The sequence below is a fragment of the Hymenobacter chitinivorans DSM 11115 genome (assembly GCF_002797555.1).
In the GTDB taxonomy this organism is placed as follows: Bacteria; Bacteroidota; Bacteroidia; order Cytophagales; family Hymenobacteraceae; genus Hymenobacter; species Hymenobacter chitinivorans.
This window is the reverse complement of record NZ_PGFA01000001.1, coordinates 2427304-2444990: the sequence shown is the minus strand read 5'-3', so window position 1 is coordinate 2444990 and position 17687 is coordinate 2427304. Positions and strand designations below refer to the sequence as shown.

Below are 17687 nucleotides of genomic sequence, written 5' to 3'. Positions count from 1 at the left end.
GACCGCTACTGATTCGCGAAGTTGCCGCAATTATCCACTGTGAAGCATGAAAATCCGCCGTCTGGTGTACTATACGCTGGCCCTATTGGCCACTTGGGGCCTTCTGCACACCGGGTTTGTAGTAACTGACGGCCTGACTGATACCGGAGAGCGGGCCGACGTGGCCGTGGTGCTGGGCAATACGGTCAACCCCGACGGCAGCCTCTCAGAGCGGCTGCGGCAACGGCTGGATTGTGGCCTGCGCCTCTACCAAACCGGACGGGTCCGTCGGCTGCTGGTCAGCGGCGGCCTGGGCAAGGAAGGCTTCTACGAGGGCAGCAAGATGCGGGAGTATCTGCGGCAGCAAGGAGTGCCCGATTCGCTCATTGTCGTGGATAATAAGGGTAACACCACCGAGTTGACCGTGCGCAATACCCTGCACCTGCAGGACAGCCTGGGCTTTCGGAGCCTGATTGCCGTGTCGCAATACTACCACCTGAGCCGGACCAAGATGCTGTTCCGCAAGGCCGGCTTCCCCCGTATCAGCAGCGTGAGCCCCCGCTACTTCGAGCTGCGGGACCTGTATTCGCTGGGCCGGGAATTCGTGGGTTATTATCAGCAGCGGTGGTTTTAATTCGTTGCCGAAGCTATTCGCGCGGCGCTTCGCCTCCTAAAAAGTCGTTTCTTGCCGGCTACCGCGGCCCTGGCCCAAGGCTCTATTCTTGTTAACTGACTACCTACATGATTACCGGCAAAGACTTATTAGACCTGGGCTTGAAGCCTGGGAAGTGGTTTAAAGACGCCCTGGAGCACATCAACGCCCACGGCCTGACCGGCGACGCCCTGCATGCCTACCTCGATACGGTGAAGCCCGCCCCGGAAATTCCGCTGCTGGCCCAGCCCGTGCCGTTTCACGAGAACATCAGCGCCGACTCGGCCGTGGAGCAGGCCAACATCGACTACGTGCGCCAGTCGATGCAGCTGCTCATGCGCACGCCCACGGTGGTAGCCGGCGCTATTATGCCCGATGCCTGCCCGGCCGGCCCGCTGGGTACGATTCCGGTGGGCGGCATCGTGGTGGCCCGCAATGCCATTCACCCCGGCATGCACAGCGCCGATATCTGCTGCTCAGTGATGCTGACCAACCTGGGCAAAACTGACCCCAAAACCGTGCTCGACGCGGCCCAGCAGATTACCCACTTCGGCCCCGGCGGCCGGCCCGAGGGTCAGCAGTTTACCCTGCCCGCCGATATTGAGGCCGAGTTTCAAGCCAATCCGTTTCTGAAATCGCCGCGCAGCCTCAAGTTTGCCCACGAGCATCTGGGTACCCAGGGCGACGGCAACCACTTCCTCTACGTGGGCATCTCGCGCAATACCGGCGACACGGTGCTCGTGACCCACCACGGCTCCCGGGGCCCCGGCGCGGCCCTCTACACCCAGGGCATGAAAGTGGCCGAGCGGTTCCGGCAGGCCCTTTCGCCCGCCACCGACCCGCCCAACGCCTGGATTCCCAGCGACTCGCCGGAAGGCGAGCAGTACTGGGCCGCCCTGCAAACCATCCGGAAGTGGACCAAGCAAAACCACCTGTGCTTGCACGACGCCCTGTCCGCCCGGCTGGGCGTGGCCGTGCAGCAGCGGTTCTGGAACGAGCACAACTTCGTGTTTCGCGACGCAGACCTGTACTACCACGCCAAGGGCGCCACGCCGCTCGACCCGAAATTCATGCCCGACATCACCGGCCCGCGCATCATTCCGCTCAATATGGCCCAGCCCATCCTGATTGTGGAAGGCACTACCACCGGCAATAACCTCGGCTTCGCGCCCCACGGTGCCGGCCGCAACCTGAGCCGCACCCGCCACAAGTACAGCAAGATCGGGCAAACCAAGGAGGAGCTGTTTGCCGCCGAAACCCAGGGCATCGACGCCCGCTTCTACTTCAACCAGATTGATATTTCTGAGCTGCCCAGCGCCTACAAGGACGCTGAGCAAGTACAGCGGCAGATTCAGGAGTTCAACCTGGCCACCACCATCGACGAAATCCGGCCCTACGGCTGCATCATGGCCGGCGACTGGGAGCAGGACGCGCCCTGGCGCAAGAAAAAGCTGGCCAAGAAAGCCGCCCAGCTGGCCGAGCAGCAGGATACCCAGGCCGACTGCTCGGCGCTGCAGGAAACAGCGGAAGAGTAAAGCGCGAGCGGGCTATTCCCGGGCCAGGTGGGCCGTAAACACGGCCGCCAGGGCCGCCGTTTCGGTGCGCAGCCGTGAAGCACCCAGCGTCACGGGCCGGATGCCGCGGGCCTGGGCCGCTTCGATTTCCTGGGGCGTAAAGTCGCCTTCGGGCCCGATGAGCACGCAGCAGCCGTGGCCCGCCGCGGCTACTTGGGATAGGGCCGTCCGCTCGCCTTCTTCGAGGTGGGCAATAAACGTAGTTTCGGGTGCTGCCGTGGGCAGAAAGGCGGCCAAGTCGGTCAGCTCATCAAGCTGGGGCAGCCAGGCCTGGCCCGACTGCTTGAGGGCACTGACGGCAATTTTCTCCAGCCGGTCCAGCTTTAGCTCCCGTCGCTCCGAACGGGCACAGCGCAGGAACGTCAGCCGGTCGATGCCCACTTCCACGGCTTTTTCCACCAGCCACTCCATCCGGTCCAGGTTTTTGGTGGGCGCCACGGCCACGTGCACGAAATACGCGCGGCGCGCCACCTGCTGCTCCCCGGTCACGCGCAGCTGGCAGCGCTTGGGGTTGGCGTCGGCTACGGCGGCCTGGTATATCCCGCCGCGCCCGTTCACCAACTCCACAGCGTCGCCGGGGCCCAGGCGCAGCACGCGCACGGCGTGCTTGCTTTCGTCTTCGGGCAGGGTGTAGGTCGGGCCGCTGAGGTCGGGGGCGTAGAAGGTGTGGGGCATGGCGCAAAAGTAGGATTTCCGGGGCTGAGGAAGAATGGCCGATGCAATAACGAGGTTGGGCCAACGAGCCAGCCGGATATTTTCGGCATCCAAGCTCGGTGCAGGTCGTACAAGTAAGCTGTACAACCCGATTTCCTACTTCTATGAAACACAAACCCAAAAAACTATCCGCTCAAACGATTGTCATTACCGGCGCTTCCTCCGGCATTGGTCTGGTTACGGCCCGCATGGCGGCCGAGAAAGGGGCTAAGCTGGTGCTGGCCGCCCGTAGTGAAAATGCCCTGCGCCAGCTCTGCGACGAAATCAATGACCAAGGCGGCCACGCTACCTACGTCGTGGCCGACGTGAGCAACCAGGACGACGTGCGCCGGGTGGCCCAGGTGGCCCAGGCCGAGTTCGGTGGCTTCGACACCTGGATCAACGACGCAGGTGTGTCCATCTACGGCAAGCTGGAGGATATTCCGGTGGAAGACATGCGTAAGCTGTTCGATACCAACGTCTGGGGCCTGATTTATGGCTCGTTGGAAGCTGTGAAGCACCTCAAACAGCGCGGCGGCACCATCATCAACCTGGGCAGCATTCTGTCGGAAAGCACGGCCATCCTGCAAACCATCTATTCGGCCAGCAAGCACGCCGTGAAAGGCTTTACCGACGGCCTGCGCATGGAGCTGGAACTGGACGAGGCCCCAATAACCGTAACCCTCATCAAGCCTGCCGCCATTGATACGCCCTATCCGCTGCACGCCAAAAACTACATGGAGCGCGAAGCCCAGCACGCCCCGCCCGCCTATGCTCCCGAAACCGTAGCCCGCGCCATTCTGCACTGCTGCGAGGTGCCCGAGCGGGAAATTACCGTCGGCGGCGGCGGCAAGATGATTACCAGCATGGCCACCTTCGCGCCCCGCCTACTCGACAAGTTCATGGAAAACGTGTTTGCCAAGCAGGAAAAAGCCGATTACGCCCCGCGCCCCCGTAACCAGAATGGCCTCGACCACGCTGCCGGCCGCCTCGAAGAGCGGGGCAACTACCCCGGCCACACCCGGGAGACGAGCCTCTATACCACCGCTTCTATGCATCCGCTCGTCACGGCGGCCGTAGCCGGGGCCGTGGGCCTGGGCGTAGCGGCCCTGGTCCGCAAATCCAGAAATGGTACCGACGGCAGCGCTGACGCGGCTAATCTACAGGAGTCGCACAGCGCCCAGTGGGTTGAATAAAGCCCAGCATTGCTTAGTGGACAACAAACGGAAAGCCCCGCCGGCAGCTGCCAGCGGGGCTTTTCGTTTGGGTTGTACGGCTGCTTAGGCCGCTACCTCGGCTACTTTGGGAGCGCCGGCCAGGATTTCCTCGTTAGCGAAGTCGGCGTACTTCTGGAAGTTGTTGACAAACTTATCGGCCAGGGCCGCGGCGGTTTTGTCGTAGGCTTCCTTGTCCGACCAGGTGTTGCGCGGATCCAGGATGTCGGCGGGCACGCCGGGCACGGCGGCGGGCACCTCTATGCCGAAGATGGGGTGCTTGGTGAACGTCACGTCGTGGAGCTCCCCGTTCAGGGCGGCCGTAATCATGGCCCGGGTGTAGCCCAGCTTCATGCGCGAGCCTACGCCGTAGGAGCCGCCGGTCCAGCCCGTGTTGATCAGCCACACATTCACGTCGGGGTTCTCGTCCATTTTCTGGCCCAGCATCTCGGCGTACTTAGTGGGGTGCAGGGGCAGGAATACGGCGCCGAAGCAGGCCGAGAAAGTCGTCTGGGGCTCGGTAACGCCCATTTCGGTGCCTGCCACCTTGGCCGTATAGCCGCTCATAAAGTGGTACATGGCATGGCTCTTGTCGAGCTTGCTGATGGGAGGCAGCACGCCGAAGGCATCGGCCGTCAGGAAGAAGATGTTCTTGGGCGCATCCGCTACCGAGGGCTCAATGGCGTTGTCGATGTAGCTGATGGGGTAGGCCGTGCGCGTATTCTCCGTCACGCTCTTGTTGGCATAGTCCACGGTGTGGGTGCCGGGGATAAAGCGCGTATTCTCCACGATAGAGCCAAACTTAATGGCGTCCCAGATCTGGGGCTCCTTTTCCCGGCTCAGGTCGATAACCTTGGCGTAGCAGCCGCCTTCGAAGTTGAAAATGCCCGCGTCGGGCGTCCAGCCATGCTCGTCGTCGCCGATCAAGCCGCGGTTCGGGTCGGCCGACAGCGTCGTTTTGCCCGTTCCCGAGAGGCCGAAGAATACGGCCGTGTCACCGTCCTTACCCACGTTGGCCGAGCAGTGCATGCTCAGCGTGTTTTGCTCGTGGGGCAGCAGGTAGTTCAGCACGCCGAAAATGCCTTTTTTCATCTCGCCGGCGTAGCCCGTGCCGCCAATCAGAATCATCTTCTTGGTGAAGTTCAGAATGGCGAAGTTAGCCTGACGGGTGCCATCCACGGCGGGGTCGGCCTCGAAGCCGGGGGCGCAGATGATGGTAAAGTCGGGCAGCCACGAGGTGTCCGCACCTTCTTCGGGGCGCAGGAACATGTTGTAGCAAAACAGGTTATGCCAGGCCAGCTCATTTACCACGCGAAGCTTGAGCTGGTAGTCGGGGTTGGCGCCGGCGTAGGCCTCCCGCACGTACAGCTCCTTATCGGCCAGGTAAGCCACCATCTTGGCGTGGAGCTGGTCAAACTTGTCGGCGTCGAAGGGAATGTTAATGTCGCCCCACCATACGGAATCAGCCGTGTTGGCGTCTTTCACGACGAAACGGTCCTTGGGCGAGCGGCCGGTGAATTTACCGGTGTCGGCCATCAGGGCCCCATTGTCGGTGAGCGTACCTTCGCCGCGGCGAAGCGCGTGCTCAACAAGCTCAGCAGGCGTCAGGTTGAGGTGCACTTCACCACTGGTTTGGGAGAACCCTAGTGGCTGCAAACGATTGCGGAGAGAGGTGGTAGCGGCAGTGTCCATCATGGGGCCGGAAACGGGATAAAAGTGGGTGGGAGATGGGGGAATTGCAGGACAAAAGTAGACAAAAAACTGATACAGAGACTTACGCCTGTTAGTTTTTGATAAAATTTAGCGAAAATTCGCTACAGTTCAGGGAAGTCAACGGAAAAAAGCCACTGCGGTTACCAATTGCGAAAGTTTTGTAGCTTTACAAACACCCGTTAGGTTACTGCCAGCGGTCCTTTCTCACTTTCTTCACCTTTATTTCCCCTTCATGCAAACAGCCTCCGCCGTACGCGAGCAACCTACCGTGCCCGCGTCGACTGGTCATCCCAAGGGCCTGTACGTGCTCTTCGCTACCGAAATGTGGGAGCGTTTTAGCTACTACGGCATGCGCGCCCTCTTGTCGTTGTACATGATCAAAGCTCTCCTAATGAACAAGGAGATGTCGTCGCTCATTTACGGCAACTATACCAGCCTTGTGTACCTCACGCCGCTGCTGGGCGGCTACGTCGCCGACCGGTACTGGGGCAACCGCCGCTCCATCCTCTTTGGGGGCTTGCTGATGGCCGCGGGTCAGTTCTGCCTGTTTTTCAGCGCTTCCATGTTCCAAGCCGGGCAAACGGCCGTGCCTTCTTCCCAACTGCTGCTGTTTTTCCTGGGCCTGGGCTGCCTGATTTTCGGTAACGGCTTCTTCAAGCCTAACATCTCCTCGATGGTCGGCTCGCTGTATCCCAAGGGCGACTCCCGCATTGACGCGGCCTACACCATTTTCTACATGGGTATCAACCTGGGCGCGTTTTTCTCGCCCCTGGTTTGCGGCACGCTCGGCGACACCGGCAACCCGGCCGACTTTAAGTGGGGCTTCCTGGCCGCCGGTTTCGGCATGCTGATCGGTAGCCTCACATTTGAGCTGCTGAAAAACAAGTATGTGGTAACAGCCGACGGTGCTGCACTGGGAGCCAAGCCCGAGCGGGCCGTGGCTGATTCTCCGGTGGTGCCCGTGCAAACCGATGCTCCCGTCCGGACCGAAACCATTGCCCAGCCCGCCAAGAGCTTTGCCAGCAAGCTGCCCATGCTCATCGGTCTGTTTGCGGTAGTGTACGCCGCCATTGCCTGGCTAATGGACCGCGACTGGATTGGTGCCCTGGTCTTTTCGGCCATGATTGTGGCTCCCGTTACCATCCTGACTGATCCTACGCTCACGGCCCGTGAAAAGCAGAAAATCTACGTGATTTTCATCCTGAGCTTCTTCGTAATCTTCTTCTGGGGTACGTTCGAGCAGGCTGGCGCCTCACTGACCTTCTTCGCCGACGAGCAAACCGACCGACAGCTAGGTACTTACACCGTACCGGCATCCTACTTCCAATCGGCCAATGCGTTGTTCATCATCATATTTGCCCCGATTTTCGCCGTCCTCTGGACCTGGATGGGCAAGCGCGGCACCGAGCCTTCATCGCCGCTGAAAATGGCCATCAGCCTGATGCTGATGGCCGTGGGCTACCTTATCATTGCCTTCGGGGTGCGCGGCGTTGATGCCAGCACCAAGGTGAGCATGTTCTGGCTGATTACGATGTACATGGTCCACACCTTCGCCGAGCTGTGCTTGTCGCCCATTGGTCTGGCCCTGGTCAACAAGCTGGCGCCGGCCCGCTTTGCCTCCCTGCTGATGGCCGTGTGGTTCCTGGCTACGGCGGCCGGTAACAAGTTAGCCGGCGTACTCTCGGGGCTATATCCTCCTGGCCCCGGCGAGTTTGCCAAAGCCTCTAAGGCCGGCATCAACCTGCCCAACATTCTAAACGGCACCTCCCAGGCTACGGCCGACGTAACGGCCAAGCTGGCCGAACTGGAGCTGACCTCGCACTGGCCCTCATTCCTGGGCATTCAAATCACCAGCCTCTACGACTTCTTCATGATTTTCGTGGGCTTGTCGGCGGTGGCTTCGGTTATTCTCTTCCTGCTCTACAAGCGTCTGAACACGATGATGGCCGAGCCCGTAGCCTCGTAGTTCAACCCGGTTTAAATCAAAACAAAAGCCCGCTGACAACTATCAGCGGGCTTTTTGCTGACCCACCTTACCTCCGAAGATGCCGCAACATCATTACCCATTACCTGCTACTTCTCCCGCCGCACCACCGCTCGCCCGGGCCCTGCTATTATTGCTGGCGGCAATTTTCCTGGAAAGCTTCTGCGTGCAGTCTATGCGCTCCATGCTGGGCATGCAGTTTCTGGCCCCGCTGAACATCAGCCGGACCGAAAGCATCACCTTGGTGAATTCGTTTCTCAGCCTTAGCAATCTACTGCTGGTGCCCGGCGCCTGGCTTGCAGACCGTTTGTGGGGCCTGCGTCGGACGCTGCTCATGGGGGCCGCGCTGGTATTGTTAGCCTACTTGCTGCTCGCCGTGTTTGCCGTTTTTCCCCAAGTGCTTCACCTGCTGGGGCTCAGCCCGGAAGTTGCCGTCAGCATTTTGCTGGTTTTAATGGGAGTAGGCAGCAGCTTACTGATGCCCGGCCTGTTTGTGGCGTTGGGCAAGTTATCGACGCACGCGGCCCGCACTATGGGGCATTTCTTACTGGTCCGCTTCGTCGGGGCCCTGACGGGAATGGTTTTTCCGATGCTGGGCGGCACCCTGTTCAACAGCTACGGCTTGGGTAGCATTGCCGTGCTGCTCTGCGCGGCGGCTGGGGCGCTGCTGGTTGTACTAAGGTACTGGCGCCAGGAAACGCAGCCAACCCAAACGCCAGTGGTGGGGGCTGGCCAAGTGTCGTTTGCTTTACAAGGAGCGTTTCTGGCGCTGTTTCTGCTGCTGGGCGCCGCTCTACTTTATCTGCAACAAACCACCATGCTGCTGCCGGTTCTGGGCCTCGTTGTCTTCGTGGTAGCGCTGGGGTATCTGAACTGGCGCAATTCCCGCTCGGCCGCGCCGTTAGCTAAGCCAAGCTACTACCTGCCGGGCCTGATTGCCGGGGCATTCCTCCTGAGCACGCTGTCGGAGGTAGCCCTGGGCGCCGGCTACGGAGCCGACACCCCGGCTCAGGTTGCCGTGGTCAGCGTGGCCTCGATTGTGGCTGTGGTGGGGCTTTTCTTTTGGGTGCGGCGCCGCGACTCCGCAGTGGCCGAGCGCCAGTTTTTGTTGGGTAGCCTGTACGTGGTGGGGCTGGGAATATGTATGGTGGCGGGGCCGGTGCTGCGGCAGGTCGGGCCGCTCTTTACCGGCAACCCCACCACGGTGCTGGGCTTTCCACCGGCTTTGCTGCTGCAAGTTGGCGTTGGGAGTTTGCTCTTCCTGCTGCCGGTCAGCGTCAGCCAGCATGCTCCGGTGGCGTATAAGACGCGGTTTATGGCTCTGGCGCTACTCATCAGCAGTGCCGCTTACAACCTGGCCGACCTAATCGTGGGTAAATGGCTTCACTAACCGCCGCGGGTAAAGCTGCCCAATAAAAAAGCCCGCTGGACATTGTCCAGCGGGCTTTTTTATTGATCCGAACGGGTAGCTCGGGCCGGCCTGATTACATCATGCCGCCCATGCCGCCCATACCGGCGGCACCGCCGCCGTGGCCGTGGTCTTTGTCGGCCTCGGGCTCGTCAGAAATTACGCACTCGGTGGTCAGCAGCAGGCCGGCAATCGAAGCGGCGTTTTCCAGGGCCAGACGCGTTACTTTGGTGGGGTCGAGGATACCGGCCGCCATCAGGTTTTCGTACCGGTCTTCGCGGGCGTTGTAGCCGTAGTCGGCTTTGCCTTCGCGCACTTTCTGCACCACTACCGAGCCTTCGCCGCCGGCGTTGGCCACGATAGTACGCAGGGGAGCCTCAATGGCCGTGCGGATGATGTTCACACCGGTCCGCTCGTCGCCATTAATGGTATCGACGCCTTCCAGCGCGTCCAGGGCGCGCACCAGGGCTACGCCGCCGCCGGGTACTACGCCTTCTTCCACGGCAGCGCGGGTAGCGTGCAGGGCATCGTCGACGCGGTCCTTCTTCTCCTTCATCTCCACTTCCGTGGAAGCGCCGATGTAGAGAATAGCCACGCCACCCGACAGCTTGGCCAGGCGCTCCTGCAGCTTCTCCTTGTCGTAATCCGACGTGGTAGTGCCAATCTGGGCTTTGATTTCGTTGATGCGACCGGTAATGGTCTCTTTCTCACCGCGGCCGTTGACAATCGTGGTGTTGTCTTTGTCGATGATGATTTTCTCGGCCTGGCCCAGGTACTCCAGCGTTGCGCTGTCGAGCTTGTAGCCACGCTCTTCCGAAATAACGGTACCACCGGTCAGCACGGCAATGTCTTCCAGCATGGCCTTACGACGGTCGCCGAAGCCGGGAGCCTTCACGGCGGCAATTTTCAGCGAGCCACGCAGCTTGTTGACTACCAGCGTGGCCAGGGCTTCACCGTCTACGTCCTCCGAGATGATAACCAGGGGCTTGCCGGTCTGCACAACCTGCTCCAATACGGGCAGCAGCTCCTTCATGGTGCTCACCTTCTTGTCGTAGATCAGCACGAAGGGGTTGTCGAACTCGGCCTCCATTTTCTCCGGGTTGGTCACGAAGTAGGGGGAGAGGTAACCACGGTCGAACTGCATGCCTTCCACCGTTTTTACTTCGGTTTCAGTGCCGCGGGCTTCTTCCACGGTGATAACGCCTTCCTTGCCCACTTTGTCCATGGCATCGGCAATCATCTGGCCGATTTCCATGTCGTTGTTGGCCGAAATAGCGCCTACCTGGGCAATTTCCGAGGAGTTCTCGATTTTCTTAGACTGCGCTTTCAGGTTCTCAACCACGGCCTTCACGGCCTTGTCGATACCGCGCTTCAGGTCCATCGGGTTGGCACCGGCGGCTACGTTCTTCGAGCCGGCGGCGTAGATAGCCTGGGCCAGTACGGTAGCGGTAGTGGTGCCATCACCGGCTTGGTCGGCGGTTTTGGAGGCTACTTCTTTCACCAACTGGGCACCCATGTTCTCGATTGGGTCGCTCAGCTCAATTTCTTTGGCAACGGTTACACCGTCCTTGGTAATGGTGGGCGCGCCGAATTTCTTGTCGATAACCACGTTGCGGCCTTTCGGGCCCAGGGTTACTTTCACGGCATTCGCCAGTTTGTCTACGCCGCGCTTCAGTTTGTCGCGCCCGTCGGTATCGAATTGGATGTTCTTAGCCATCGTATTTAATCAGAGAGGATGATTTCGGAAAGGAAAGGGTGGTTTACAGGACAGCGAAAATGTCCGACTCGCGCATGATCAGGTAATCCTGGCCATCGACGGTGATTTCCGTGCCGGCGTATTTGCCGTACAGTACCTGGTCACCCACTTTTACCTGGGGCTGAATTACGGTACCGCTGTCGGCCACTTTGCCTTCGCCTACAGCCACTACTTCGCCACGCTGGGGCTTCTCTTTTGCTGTATCGGGGATGATGATACCCGATTTGGTTTTCTCCTCAGCAGCAGCCGGTGCAATGATGACGCGGTCAGCCAGCGGTTTCATGCTTAGTGACATATTGTTCGTTTTGGTTGAAAGGGTTGGTTGAAATGAACCTGTGCGGCAGGCAACACTTCTTGTGCCAGCCTCCCCGAACCTGACAGAATGAACACGTTTTAGCCCTATTCCCAGTCAGGTTTTCACGGCGGCGTGCCCAGGTGTCAGGCCGTCGGGGGCAAACGGGCTAGCCTTGGCACTACTTCGTAAGCTTGCAGGGAAGAGGAATATGCCGCCGGCCGCCGGCAAAACCGTAAAAAACAAAGCCGCTGCCCCGGGAAGGAGCAGCGGCTGAAGAAGGAGCGTGGGCGCTGGCGTAGCTTACTGAGCCGGAGGCGCAGTTGGGGTAGCGGCAGGCTGCTCGGCGGGCGTAGCAGCTGGAGCAGTAGTGCCGGGGGCCGTGGCAGCGCCACCGGGCGCGGCCGGAGCAGGAACGGCCGGGGCCGCGGGCAGTTTCGTTTCGAGAGCCTTTTGCTGGTTGACGCTACGGGTCGGGCCGGCGGCTTCCGCCGTGCCGTTGAGCACGTGGGTGCCGAGCGAAAGAACCATCAGGCCGATGGCAAAGCCCCAGGTCAGGCGCTCCAGCAAATCACCGGTCCGCTTTACGCCCATCAGGTTGGCAGCACCGCCCGAGCCAAACTGGCTCGACAGTCCACCGCCTTTGGGGTTTTGGGCCAGCACTACCAGCGCCAGCAGCAAGCATACGAACAGAATCAGGCCAATGAGAGCGTAATACATTTACTCGGTGGATTTCAGTTGTTGAATTTGGTCGGCAAAATACGCCTTTTTTTCCGGCTGGCGCATCATTAGCCGTTCATATATTTCAATTGCCTTCTGAATCTTACCCTGGCGAACCATGATTCTGGCCAGGCTTTCGGAGGCCAGATCCGGCACGCCCTGGGTGCTGCGCACCGATAAATCGGCTTGCTCCTCGGCCGAAGCCGGCAGCACGGCCGGCGTCCGGAGCCGGGGCTGGTTGCGCAGGAACTTGTTGATCAAATCGAAGGGCGACGGAGCCGGGACGGGGGCGGGTCGGTACCGTGGAGTCTGCTCCTGCAGCAGGGCATCGGGAGCAAAAAACTCGGTGATAGGCAACGGATACGCCAGCTCGTCGGCCTGCTGCAGGCAGAAACCCAGGCGGCTGCCCCCGCCCAGGGCATAGCCCAGCAGCTCGTCGCCGCGGAACCCGGCGGCCACTTCCGGTGCTTCTGCCGGCTCTTCCTCCTCAATAGTTGGCAGCTCGTAGATAATCGGCTCGACCGGCTCGGGCAGGCTCAAGCCAAATTCGAAGCGGGAAGTACCCGCTTCCACCGGCGGACGAATGGGGGGAGCTACCGGAGGCAGAATATCCTCCTCAGGGCTTTCATCGACCGGGACGGGTGGCTCTGCGGGCAAATCTGCAGGAAGGATAAGCTCCTGGCTACTAGAAACTAGTTCCGTAGTGTCCTCAACTGACGGTTCAAGAGGATACTCCTCATTGATGACTGCTTCAGCCGGGGCCTCGAGTGGCTCCTCATCAGCAACTTCGGGCAGTTGCGGCACCGAGAAGTCATCAGGGGCCGGGGGCGCTACTTCCGGGGCGAGAGGTTCCGATTCCACTAGCAAAGCAGCTGGTTCCGCGGCCAAGTCAGGCGTAAGTTCCTGCTCTGCTTCGGCCGGCGCGGCCTCGGGGAAGAAATCCTCTGGGTTTACCGCCGCCTCTTCAGCACTTTCGGCACTTATAAAAGGCGCCGTATCCGCGGCTTCGGTTGGAACAGTTGGGACAGATAATGCCTCGGCCGTGGACAATTCAATCGGCAACACCGCCACGTCGGGGGCTTCCGGCGTGGGCTGGCTCACTTCCGATGCCAACTCCAACGCAGGTGTGGTTTCCGCGGCGTTAACTAACGTTGCCTCGACATCGGTTTCCCCGGTTTCGGTTTCGGCCCCGGCCGGTTCGGCTATCCATTGCGCCGGCTCGGTGGGGACAATGTCGACGGTAGGTTGTTGCGGCGTCGGTGGCTCGGCTGCCACCGCTATAGCCACGGGGGCCACCGATTCGGGCAGGAGGTGAGCTGCCGCGGGTTGCTCAATGAGCTGCCGTAGCAATTGCCGGTCGGTGGCGTAGGTAGCCGCGCGGCGCAGGCGCTGACTGGCCAGCATGCTGCCCTGGTCGTGGGCGGCTTTGGCCAGCAGGACGTGGGCCGTCTGACAGTAGGGAAAGGCGGCGGCCAGTTGCTCAAGCTCCCGAATTTCAGCCTCCGAAATGGTGCTGACGTGGTCCAGAATGTGCAACAGCGACGCGCGGGTCATAGAACGAGAAGTTAAAAAGCTGATCCACCAGCGCAGTAAGCCGGGCCGCGGGTAAACCGGAGCCGGAAAGCCGGCTGAATACGGGGCGGCAAAAGTGCATCAAATTCCGCAGGAAACCCACGCCTGCCGCAAATCGATGCAAATCCGGGCCTTTACCAGTTGGCTACCGATTTGTTAAAGGTGTCCTGAATAATGTTGTTAATCGGGACGCGCACTGAATTCGGATTGTTGGTGATGCTGCTCGGATCCTGGTCGGCGTTGAAAATGGCGTTGCTTTGGAATGTTTGCTCGAAATCCTGCTTGGGGTCTTTGGTATTGGTATAGCGCACCCGGACCTGAATGGTCAGGTTGTTCTGGCCGGCCTGCGTAACGCCGTTGGTGCTCTGAATGGCCGCGGGGGCGAAATCAAAGCCAATAATCTGCCCTTCGAACTGCAAATCCCCGTCGCGGGGCACCAGTTTGAGCGTGGTGTTGCGCTGGTAGAAGTCCTTGAATTCCTCCGTGAAGCGCTGGGAAATGTAGGACGGGCCGTTGTTGGCCGTGTTCTGAAACGTCTGCACGGAAAACGTCTTGACCGCCGGGTCAATGTTGGTACCCGCGAAGGAGTAGACCCCGCACCCGGCCAGCAGCGGGAGCAGAGCCAAAACTACGAGCCAGGTGGCCAGGTGCTTACAATTGTTCCAGGTCATATTGTTTGAGCTTGCGGTAGAGCGTACGCTCGGAAATTCCCAGGTCGTGAGCCGCGTACTTACGCTTGTTGTGGTGTTTTTTCAGGGCCTTCATAATCATTTCCTTTTCCTTGGCCTCCAGGGAAAGGGTTTCTTCCTCCGTCTCGTGCGGAATGTCTTCCACGCGCTGCGGCTCGTCTTCGTAAGTCGCGGCATCATCCACCGTTATTTCCGGGCGGGGCGTAATGAAGTACTCCGGCGTACCGCCGTCGGCAGGACCAGAACGGGCCAAGCGGTTGTTTTCGTACACCGGGGCCACGTTCAGGTTGTTGAATAAATGGCTGTTCTGGCGCAGTAGTTCCTGGGCTTCGGCCGGGCGTTGGCCGGCGGCCATGTCCAGGACCATCTTTTTGAGGTCCGTCATGTCGCGGCGCATGTCGAAGAGCACCTTGTAGAGCAGGTCCCGCTCGGAATAGGTGTTGGCCTCGGCCCCGGCCCCGGAGGCGCTCAGCAGCATGGGCAGGCGGCTGCTTTGCTCGGCGGGCAAATACTGGCGCAGGCGGTTGCCGTCCACGTCCCGCTCGGTTTCCAGCACCGACATTTGCTCGGCCACGTTCTTGAGCTGGCGGATGTTGCCGGGGAAACTGAAGCGTTGCAATTCCGTCACGGCATCCGGGCTCAGGGCAATGGGCTTGACGCGGTAGCGCTCGGCAAAGTCGGTGGCAAACTTTCTGAATAGTAGGTAAATATCGTCACCCCGTTCACGCAGCGGTGGAACCGTAATCGGGACGGTGTTGAGGCGGTAGTAGAGGTCTTCCCGGAACTTGCCCTCGCGCACGGCGTCGAGCAGGTTCACGTTGGTAGCGGCCACCACGCGCACGTCGGTCTTCTGCACTTTGCTCGAGCCCACGCGGATAAACTCGCCGTTTTCGAGCACGCGCAAGAGGCGGGCCTGGGTGCCGAGCGGCATTTCCCCAATTTCGTCGAGGAAGATAGTACCGCCGTTGGTGACTTCGAAGTAGCCTTTGCGGGCTTCCTGGGCGCCGGTAAACGAGCCTTTTTCGTGCCCAAATAGCTCGGAGTCAATCGTGCCCTCGGGAATGGCGCCGCAGTTGATGGCAATGAACTGCCCGTGCTTACGCGGCGAAAGGGCGTGGATAATCTTGGAAAAGGATTCCTTCCCCGAGCCGCTTTCCCCGGTGATGAGCACCGTCATATCGGTGGGCGCGACCTGGGCCGCCACCTGAATGGCGTAGTTCAAGGCCGGAGCATTACCAATAATGCCGAAGCGTTGTTTGATGGATTGTATTTCGGAAGGTGTCAAGGTCGGGAGTAGGTTTTCGGGAAGAAGACGAAATAGAGAATGAATTACTCTATATCTATAGGGATAATAGGACCAAGGAGCTAGCGGTTGGCAAAGAAGTTGTCAAACCTTTTTTGCTTGCTGAAACCACCATTGCTCTTCAAAAACAGAGTTTCCGGCTCGTATTCATCAACTATGCCCGTAATGGTCCAGTCTTTAAAAATGAGGCTTGGCTTCTTATAAAAGAGGTAGGTTTTAAAGGAAACCTGGTCTTCTTCAGCATTATTGAACAGCCGCTCAACCTCGCTTTGGTCGAAGACGATGCCCAAGAAGGATTGCAGTTCCTGAAAAGTTGTGCGCAGTTTCTCCTCATTAAGGAAGATCCGATAAGGCTCTAAAATTTGATAGGGCTTGCTGCGCATGAACCAACCAAAAACCAACTTAGACGATTTCTCCTAAGAGCGCCGCGCCGGTCGTGCTGGTCACCAGTACGTTTACGTAGTCGCCTTTTTGGGCGGTGCCTTTGGGAAAGATGACCACTTGGTTCTGGCTGTTGCGGCCGCTGAGTTGCTCCTCCGAACGTTTGGAGCGGCCTTCGACCAGCACGCGGTGCACGCGGCCCACCATGCGGGCGTAGCGGGCCCGGGCGTGGAGCTGCTGCCGGTCAATGACTTCCTGCAGGCGGCGCTTCTTGACTTCCAGCGGAATATCGTCGGCCAGCTTGCGGGCGGCCAGGGTGCCGGGGCGCTCGGAGTAGAAGAAGTTGTAGCCCATGTCGTACTGCACGAAGTCGATGAGGCTGAGCGTGTCCTGGTGCTCTTCCTCGGTTTCGGAGCAGAAGCCGGCAATCATGTCGGTGCTGATGGCGCAGTCCTCGCCCAGGATGCGGCGGATGGCCAGCACGCGCTCCTCGTACCAGGGCCGGTCGTAGGTACGGTTCATCAGCTTGAGCACCCGGGAGTTACCGCTCTGGGCGGGCAGGTGAATGTACTTGCAGATGTTCTCGTACTTGCCCATCGTGTAGAGCACCTCGTCGGTGATGTCTTTGGGGTGGGAAGTCGAGAAGCGCACCCGCAGCTCGGGGCTGATCAGGGCCACGCGCTCCAGCAGCTGAGCGAAGTTGACGAACTCCTGGCCGTCTTCGGAAGTCCACTTGTAGGAGTCCACGTTCTGGCCCAGCAGGGTCACTTCCTTGTAGCCCTGGGCCACCAGGTCGCGGCACTCCTGCACGATGCTGTGCGCGTCGCGGCTCCGCTCGCGGCCCCGGGTGAAGGGCACCACGCAGAAGGAGCACATATTGTCGCAGCCCCGCATGATACTCACAAAGGCGGTGATGCCGTTGGAGTTGAGGCGCACGGGCGTGATGTCGGCGTAGGTTTCGTCGCGGGAGAGCAGCACGTTCACCGCTTTCTGGCCACCGTCGACTTCCCGGATCAGGTTGGGCAGGTCGCGGTAGGCGTCGGGGCCCACGACGAGGTCGACGAGCTTTTCCTCTTCCAGAAACTTGCTTTTCAGGCGCTCAGCCATGCAGCCCAGCACGCCCACCAGCAGGCCGGGGTTACGCTTTTTATGGCTGTTGATCTGCGACAGGCGCATGCGCACGGTTTGCTCGGCCTTTTCGCGGATGGAGCAGGTGTTGAGCAGCACCAAATCGGCGTCACTGAGCTGCTCGGTGGTATCAAAGCCTTCCTCGAAGAGGATGGAGGAGACGATTTCGGAGTCGGAGAAATTCATCTGGCAGCCGTAGCTCTCGATGTAGAGCTTGCGCTGCCGGCCGGTGCGGGTCGCCGGGCTGACGCGCACATCCTGAGCCGGTTGGTGGTCGGCGGCAGCGGGGGCAGCGGGCGTATCCAGAAAGTCGAGGGTGAGCAGGGGCTGGGACATAGGTATTGTAAACACAGAAGGAGGGCAAAGGTAACGGTTTTTGCCCCAAAATGACAGAATGGCAGAGCTTGTTAATGTGCGAATGTGGTGGAATGTGGGTAATGTGCTAATGCAAAAGAGCGTGTCCTTGCGAGGAGGCACGACGAAGCCATTCGTCCTCTGAAATGTGCTGAGCCTTCTAAACTGCAAAGCCCTAACGCCTGAGTAGACGTTAGGGCTTTCTGGTAAAAGAACGTGTTGTATTGCGCAGAGGACGGATTGCTTCGTCGTGCCTCCTCGCAAGGACACTAGTT

The 17687-nt window shown here is 59.9% G+C and carries 15 protein-coding genes; 5 read left to right on the top strand and 10 right to left on the bottom strand.

Translation table 11 applies throughout. The annotated features are described in order from the left end of the window. Window positions 1–46 precede the first annotated feature (46 nt). Together CLV45_RS10355 and CLV45_RS10350 are read left to right on the top strand one after the other, a co-directional pair. A complete protein-coding gene (locus CLV45_RS10355) occupies window positions 47–613 on the top strand; it encodes a YdcF family protein (protein ID WP_100336280.1) in 567 nt (188 codons plus the stop codon). 107 nt (window positions 614–720) lie between these two features. Then, on the top strand, window positions 721–2166 hold the full coding sequence (locus CLV45_RS10350) for an RtcB family protein (RefSeq protein WP_100336279.1): 1446 nt from the start codon (window positions 721–723) through the stop codon (window positions 2164–2166). Window positions 2167–2178: 12 nt separating this feature from the next. On the opposite strand, the gene CLV45_RS10345 is transcribed toward CLV45_RS10350, so the two are convergent. Next, window positions 2179–2880: a 16S rRNA (uracil(1498)-N(3))-methyltransferase gene (locus tag CLV45_RS10345; RefSeq protein ID WP_100336278.1), complete on the bottom strand. Its 702-nt coding sequence runs from the start codon at window positions 2878–2880 to the stop codon at window positions 2179–2181. A 143-nt stretch (window positions 2881–3023) separates the two neighbouring features. On the opposite strand from CLV45_RS10345, the gene CLV45_RS10340 reads away from it, so the two are divergent. After that, window positions 3024–4094, top strand: coding sequence for an SDR family oxidoreductase (locus CLV45_RS10340; RefSeq protein ID WP_100336277.1), 1071 nt, complete (start codon window positions 3024–3026; stop codon window positions 4092–4094). Between the two features lie 84 nt (window positions 4095–4178). Here the strand turns inward: CLV45_RS10340 and pckA are convergent, their stop codons facing one another. Beyond that, on the bottom strand, window positions 4179–5804 hold the full coding sequence (gene pckA / locus CLV45_RS10335; RefSeq protein ID WP_394338486.1) for a phosphoenolpyruvate carboxykinase (ATP): 1626 nt from the start codon (window positions 5802–5804) through the stop codon (window positions 4179–4181). Between the two features lie 253 nt (window positions 5805–6057). Here pckA and CLV45_RS10330 point away from each other — a divergent pair, with 253 nt between their 5' ends. Together CLV45_RS10330 and CLV45_RS10325 are read left to right on the top strand one after the other, a co-directional pair. Continuing rightward, window positions 6058–7791 (top strand): peptide MFS transporter, encoded by a 1734-nt coding sequence (locus CLV45_RS10330; protein ID WP_100336275.1) that lies wholly within the window; start codon window positions 6058–6060, stop codon window positions 7789–7791. Between the two features lie 79 nt (window positions 7792–7870). Then, window positions 7871–9199, top strand: coding sequence for an MFS transporter (locus CLV45_RS10325; RefSeq protein WP_157807406.1), 1329 nt, complete (start codon window positions 7871–7873; stop codon window positions 9197–9199). Window positions 9200–9293: 94 nt separating this feature from the next. Here CLV45_RS10325 and groL read toward each other — a convergent pair whose 3' ends face one another. The 8 genes from groL to miaB all read right to left on the bottom strand — a co-directional run bounded on the left by groL (window position 9294) and on the right by miaB (window position 17394). Further along, entirely contained in the window at window positions 9294–10934 is a 1641-nt protein-coding gene (gene groL, locus CLV45_RS10320) for a chaperonin GroEL (RefSeq protein ID WP_100336273.1), read from the bottom strand. Window positions 10935–10977: 43 nt separating this feature from the next. Continuing rightward, window positions 10978–11268, bottom strand: a complete 291-nt coding sequence (gene groES / locus CLV45_RS10315; RefSeq protein ID WP_100336272.1) for a co-chaperone GroES — start codon at window positions 11266–11268, stop codon at window positions 10978–10980. 300 nt (window positions 11269–11568) lie between these two features. After that, entirely contained in the window at window positions 11569–11985 is a 417-nt protein-coding gene (gene secG, locus CLV45_RS10310; RefSeq protein WP_100336271.1) for a preprotein translocase subunit SecG, read from the bottom strand. Next, a complete protein-coding gene (locus CLV45_RS10305; protein ID WP_100336270.1) occupies window positions 11986–13539 on the bottom strand; it encodes a hypothetical protein in 1554 nt (517 codons plus the stop codon). A gap of 152 nt (window positions 13540–13691) precedes the next feature. Then, window positions 13692–14228: an LptE family protein gene (locus tag CLV45_RS10300; RefSeq protein ID WP_100336269.1), complete on the bottom strand. Its 537-nt coding sequence runs from the start codon at window positions 14226–14228 to the stop codon at window positions 13692–13694. After that, window positions 14209–15531, bottom strand: coding sequence for a sigma-54 interaction domain-containing protein (locus CLV45_RS10295; RefSeq protein WP_100336268.1), 1323 nt, complete (start codon window positions 15529–15531; stop codon window positions 14209–14211). The genes CLV45_RS10300 and CLV45_RS10295 overlap by 20 nt, the downstream gene beginning before the upstream one ends. 80 nt (window positions 15532–15611) lie before the next feature. Beyond that, window positions 15612–15932: a hypothetical protein gene (locus tag CLV45_RS10290; RefSeq protein ID WP_100336267.1), complete on the bottom strand. Its 321-nt coding sequence runs from the start codon at window positions 15930–15932 to the stop codon at window positions 15612–15614. A gap of 19 nt (window positions 15933–15951) precedes the next feature. Beyond that, window positions 15952–17394, bottom strand: coding sequence for a tRNA (N6-isopentenyl adenosine(37)-C2)-methylthiotransferase MiaB (miaB, locus tag CLV45_RS10285; RefSeq protein ID WP_100336266.1), 1443 nt, complete (start codon window positions 17392–17394; stop codon window positions 15952–15954). Window positions 17395–17687 lie beyond the last annotated feature (293 nt).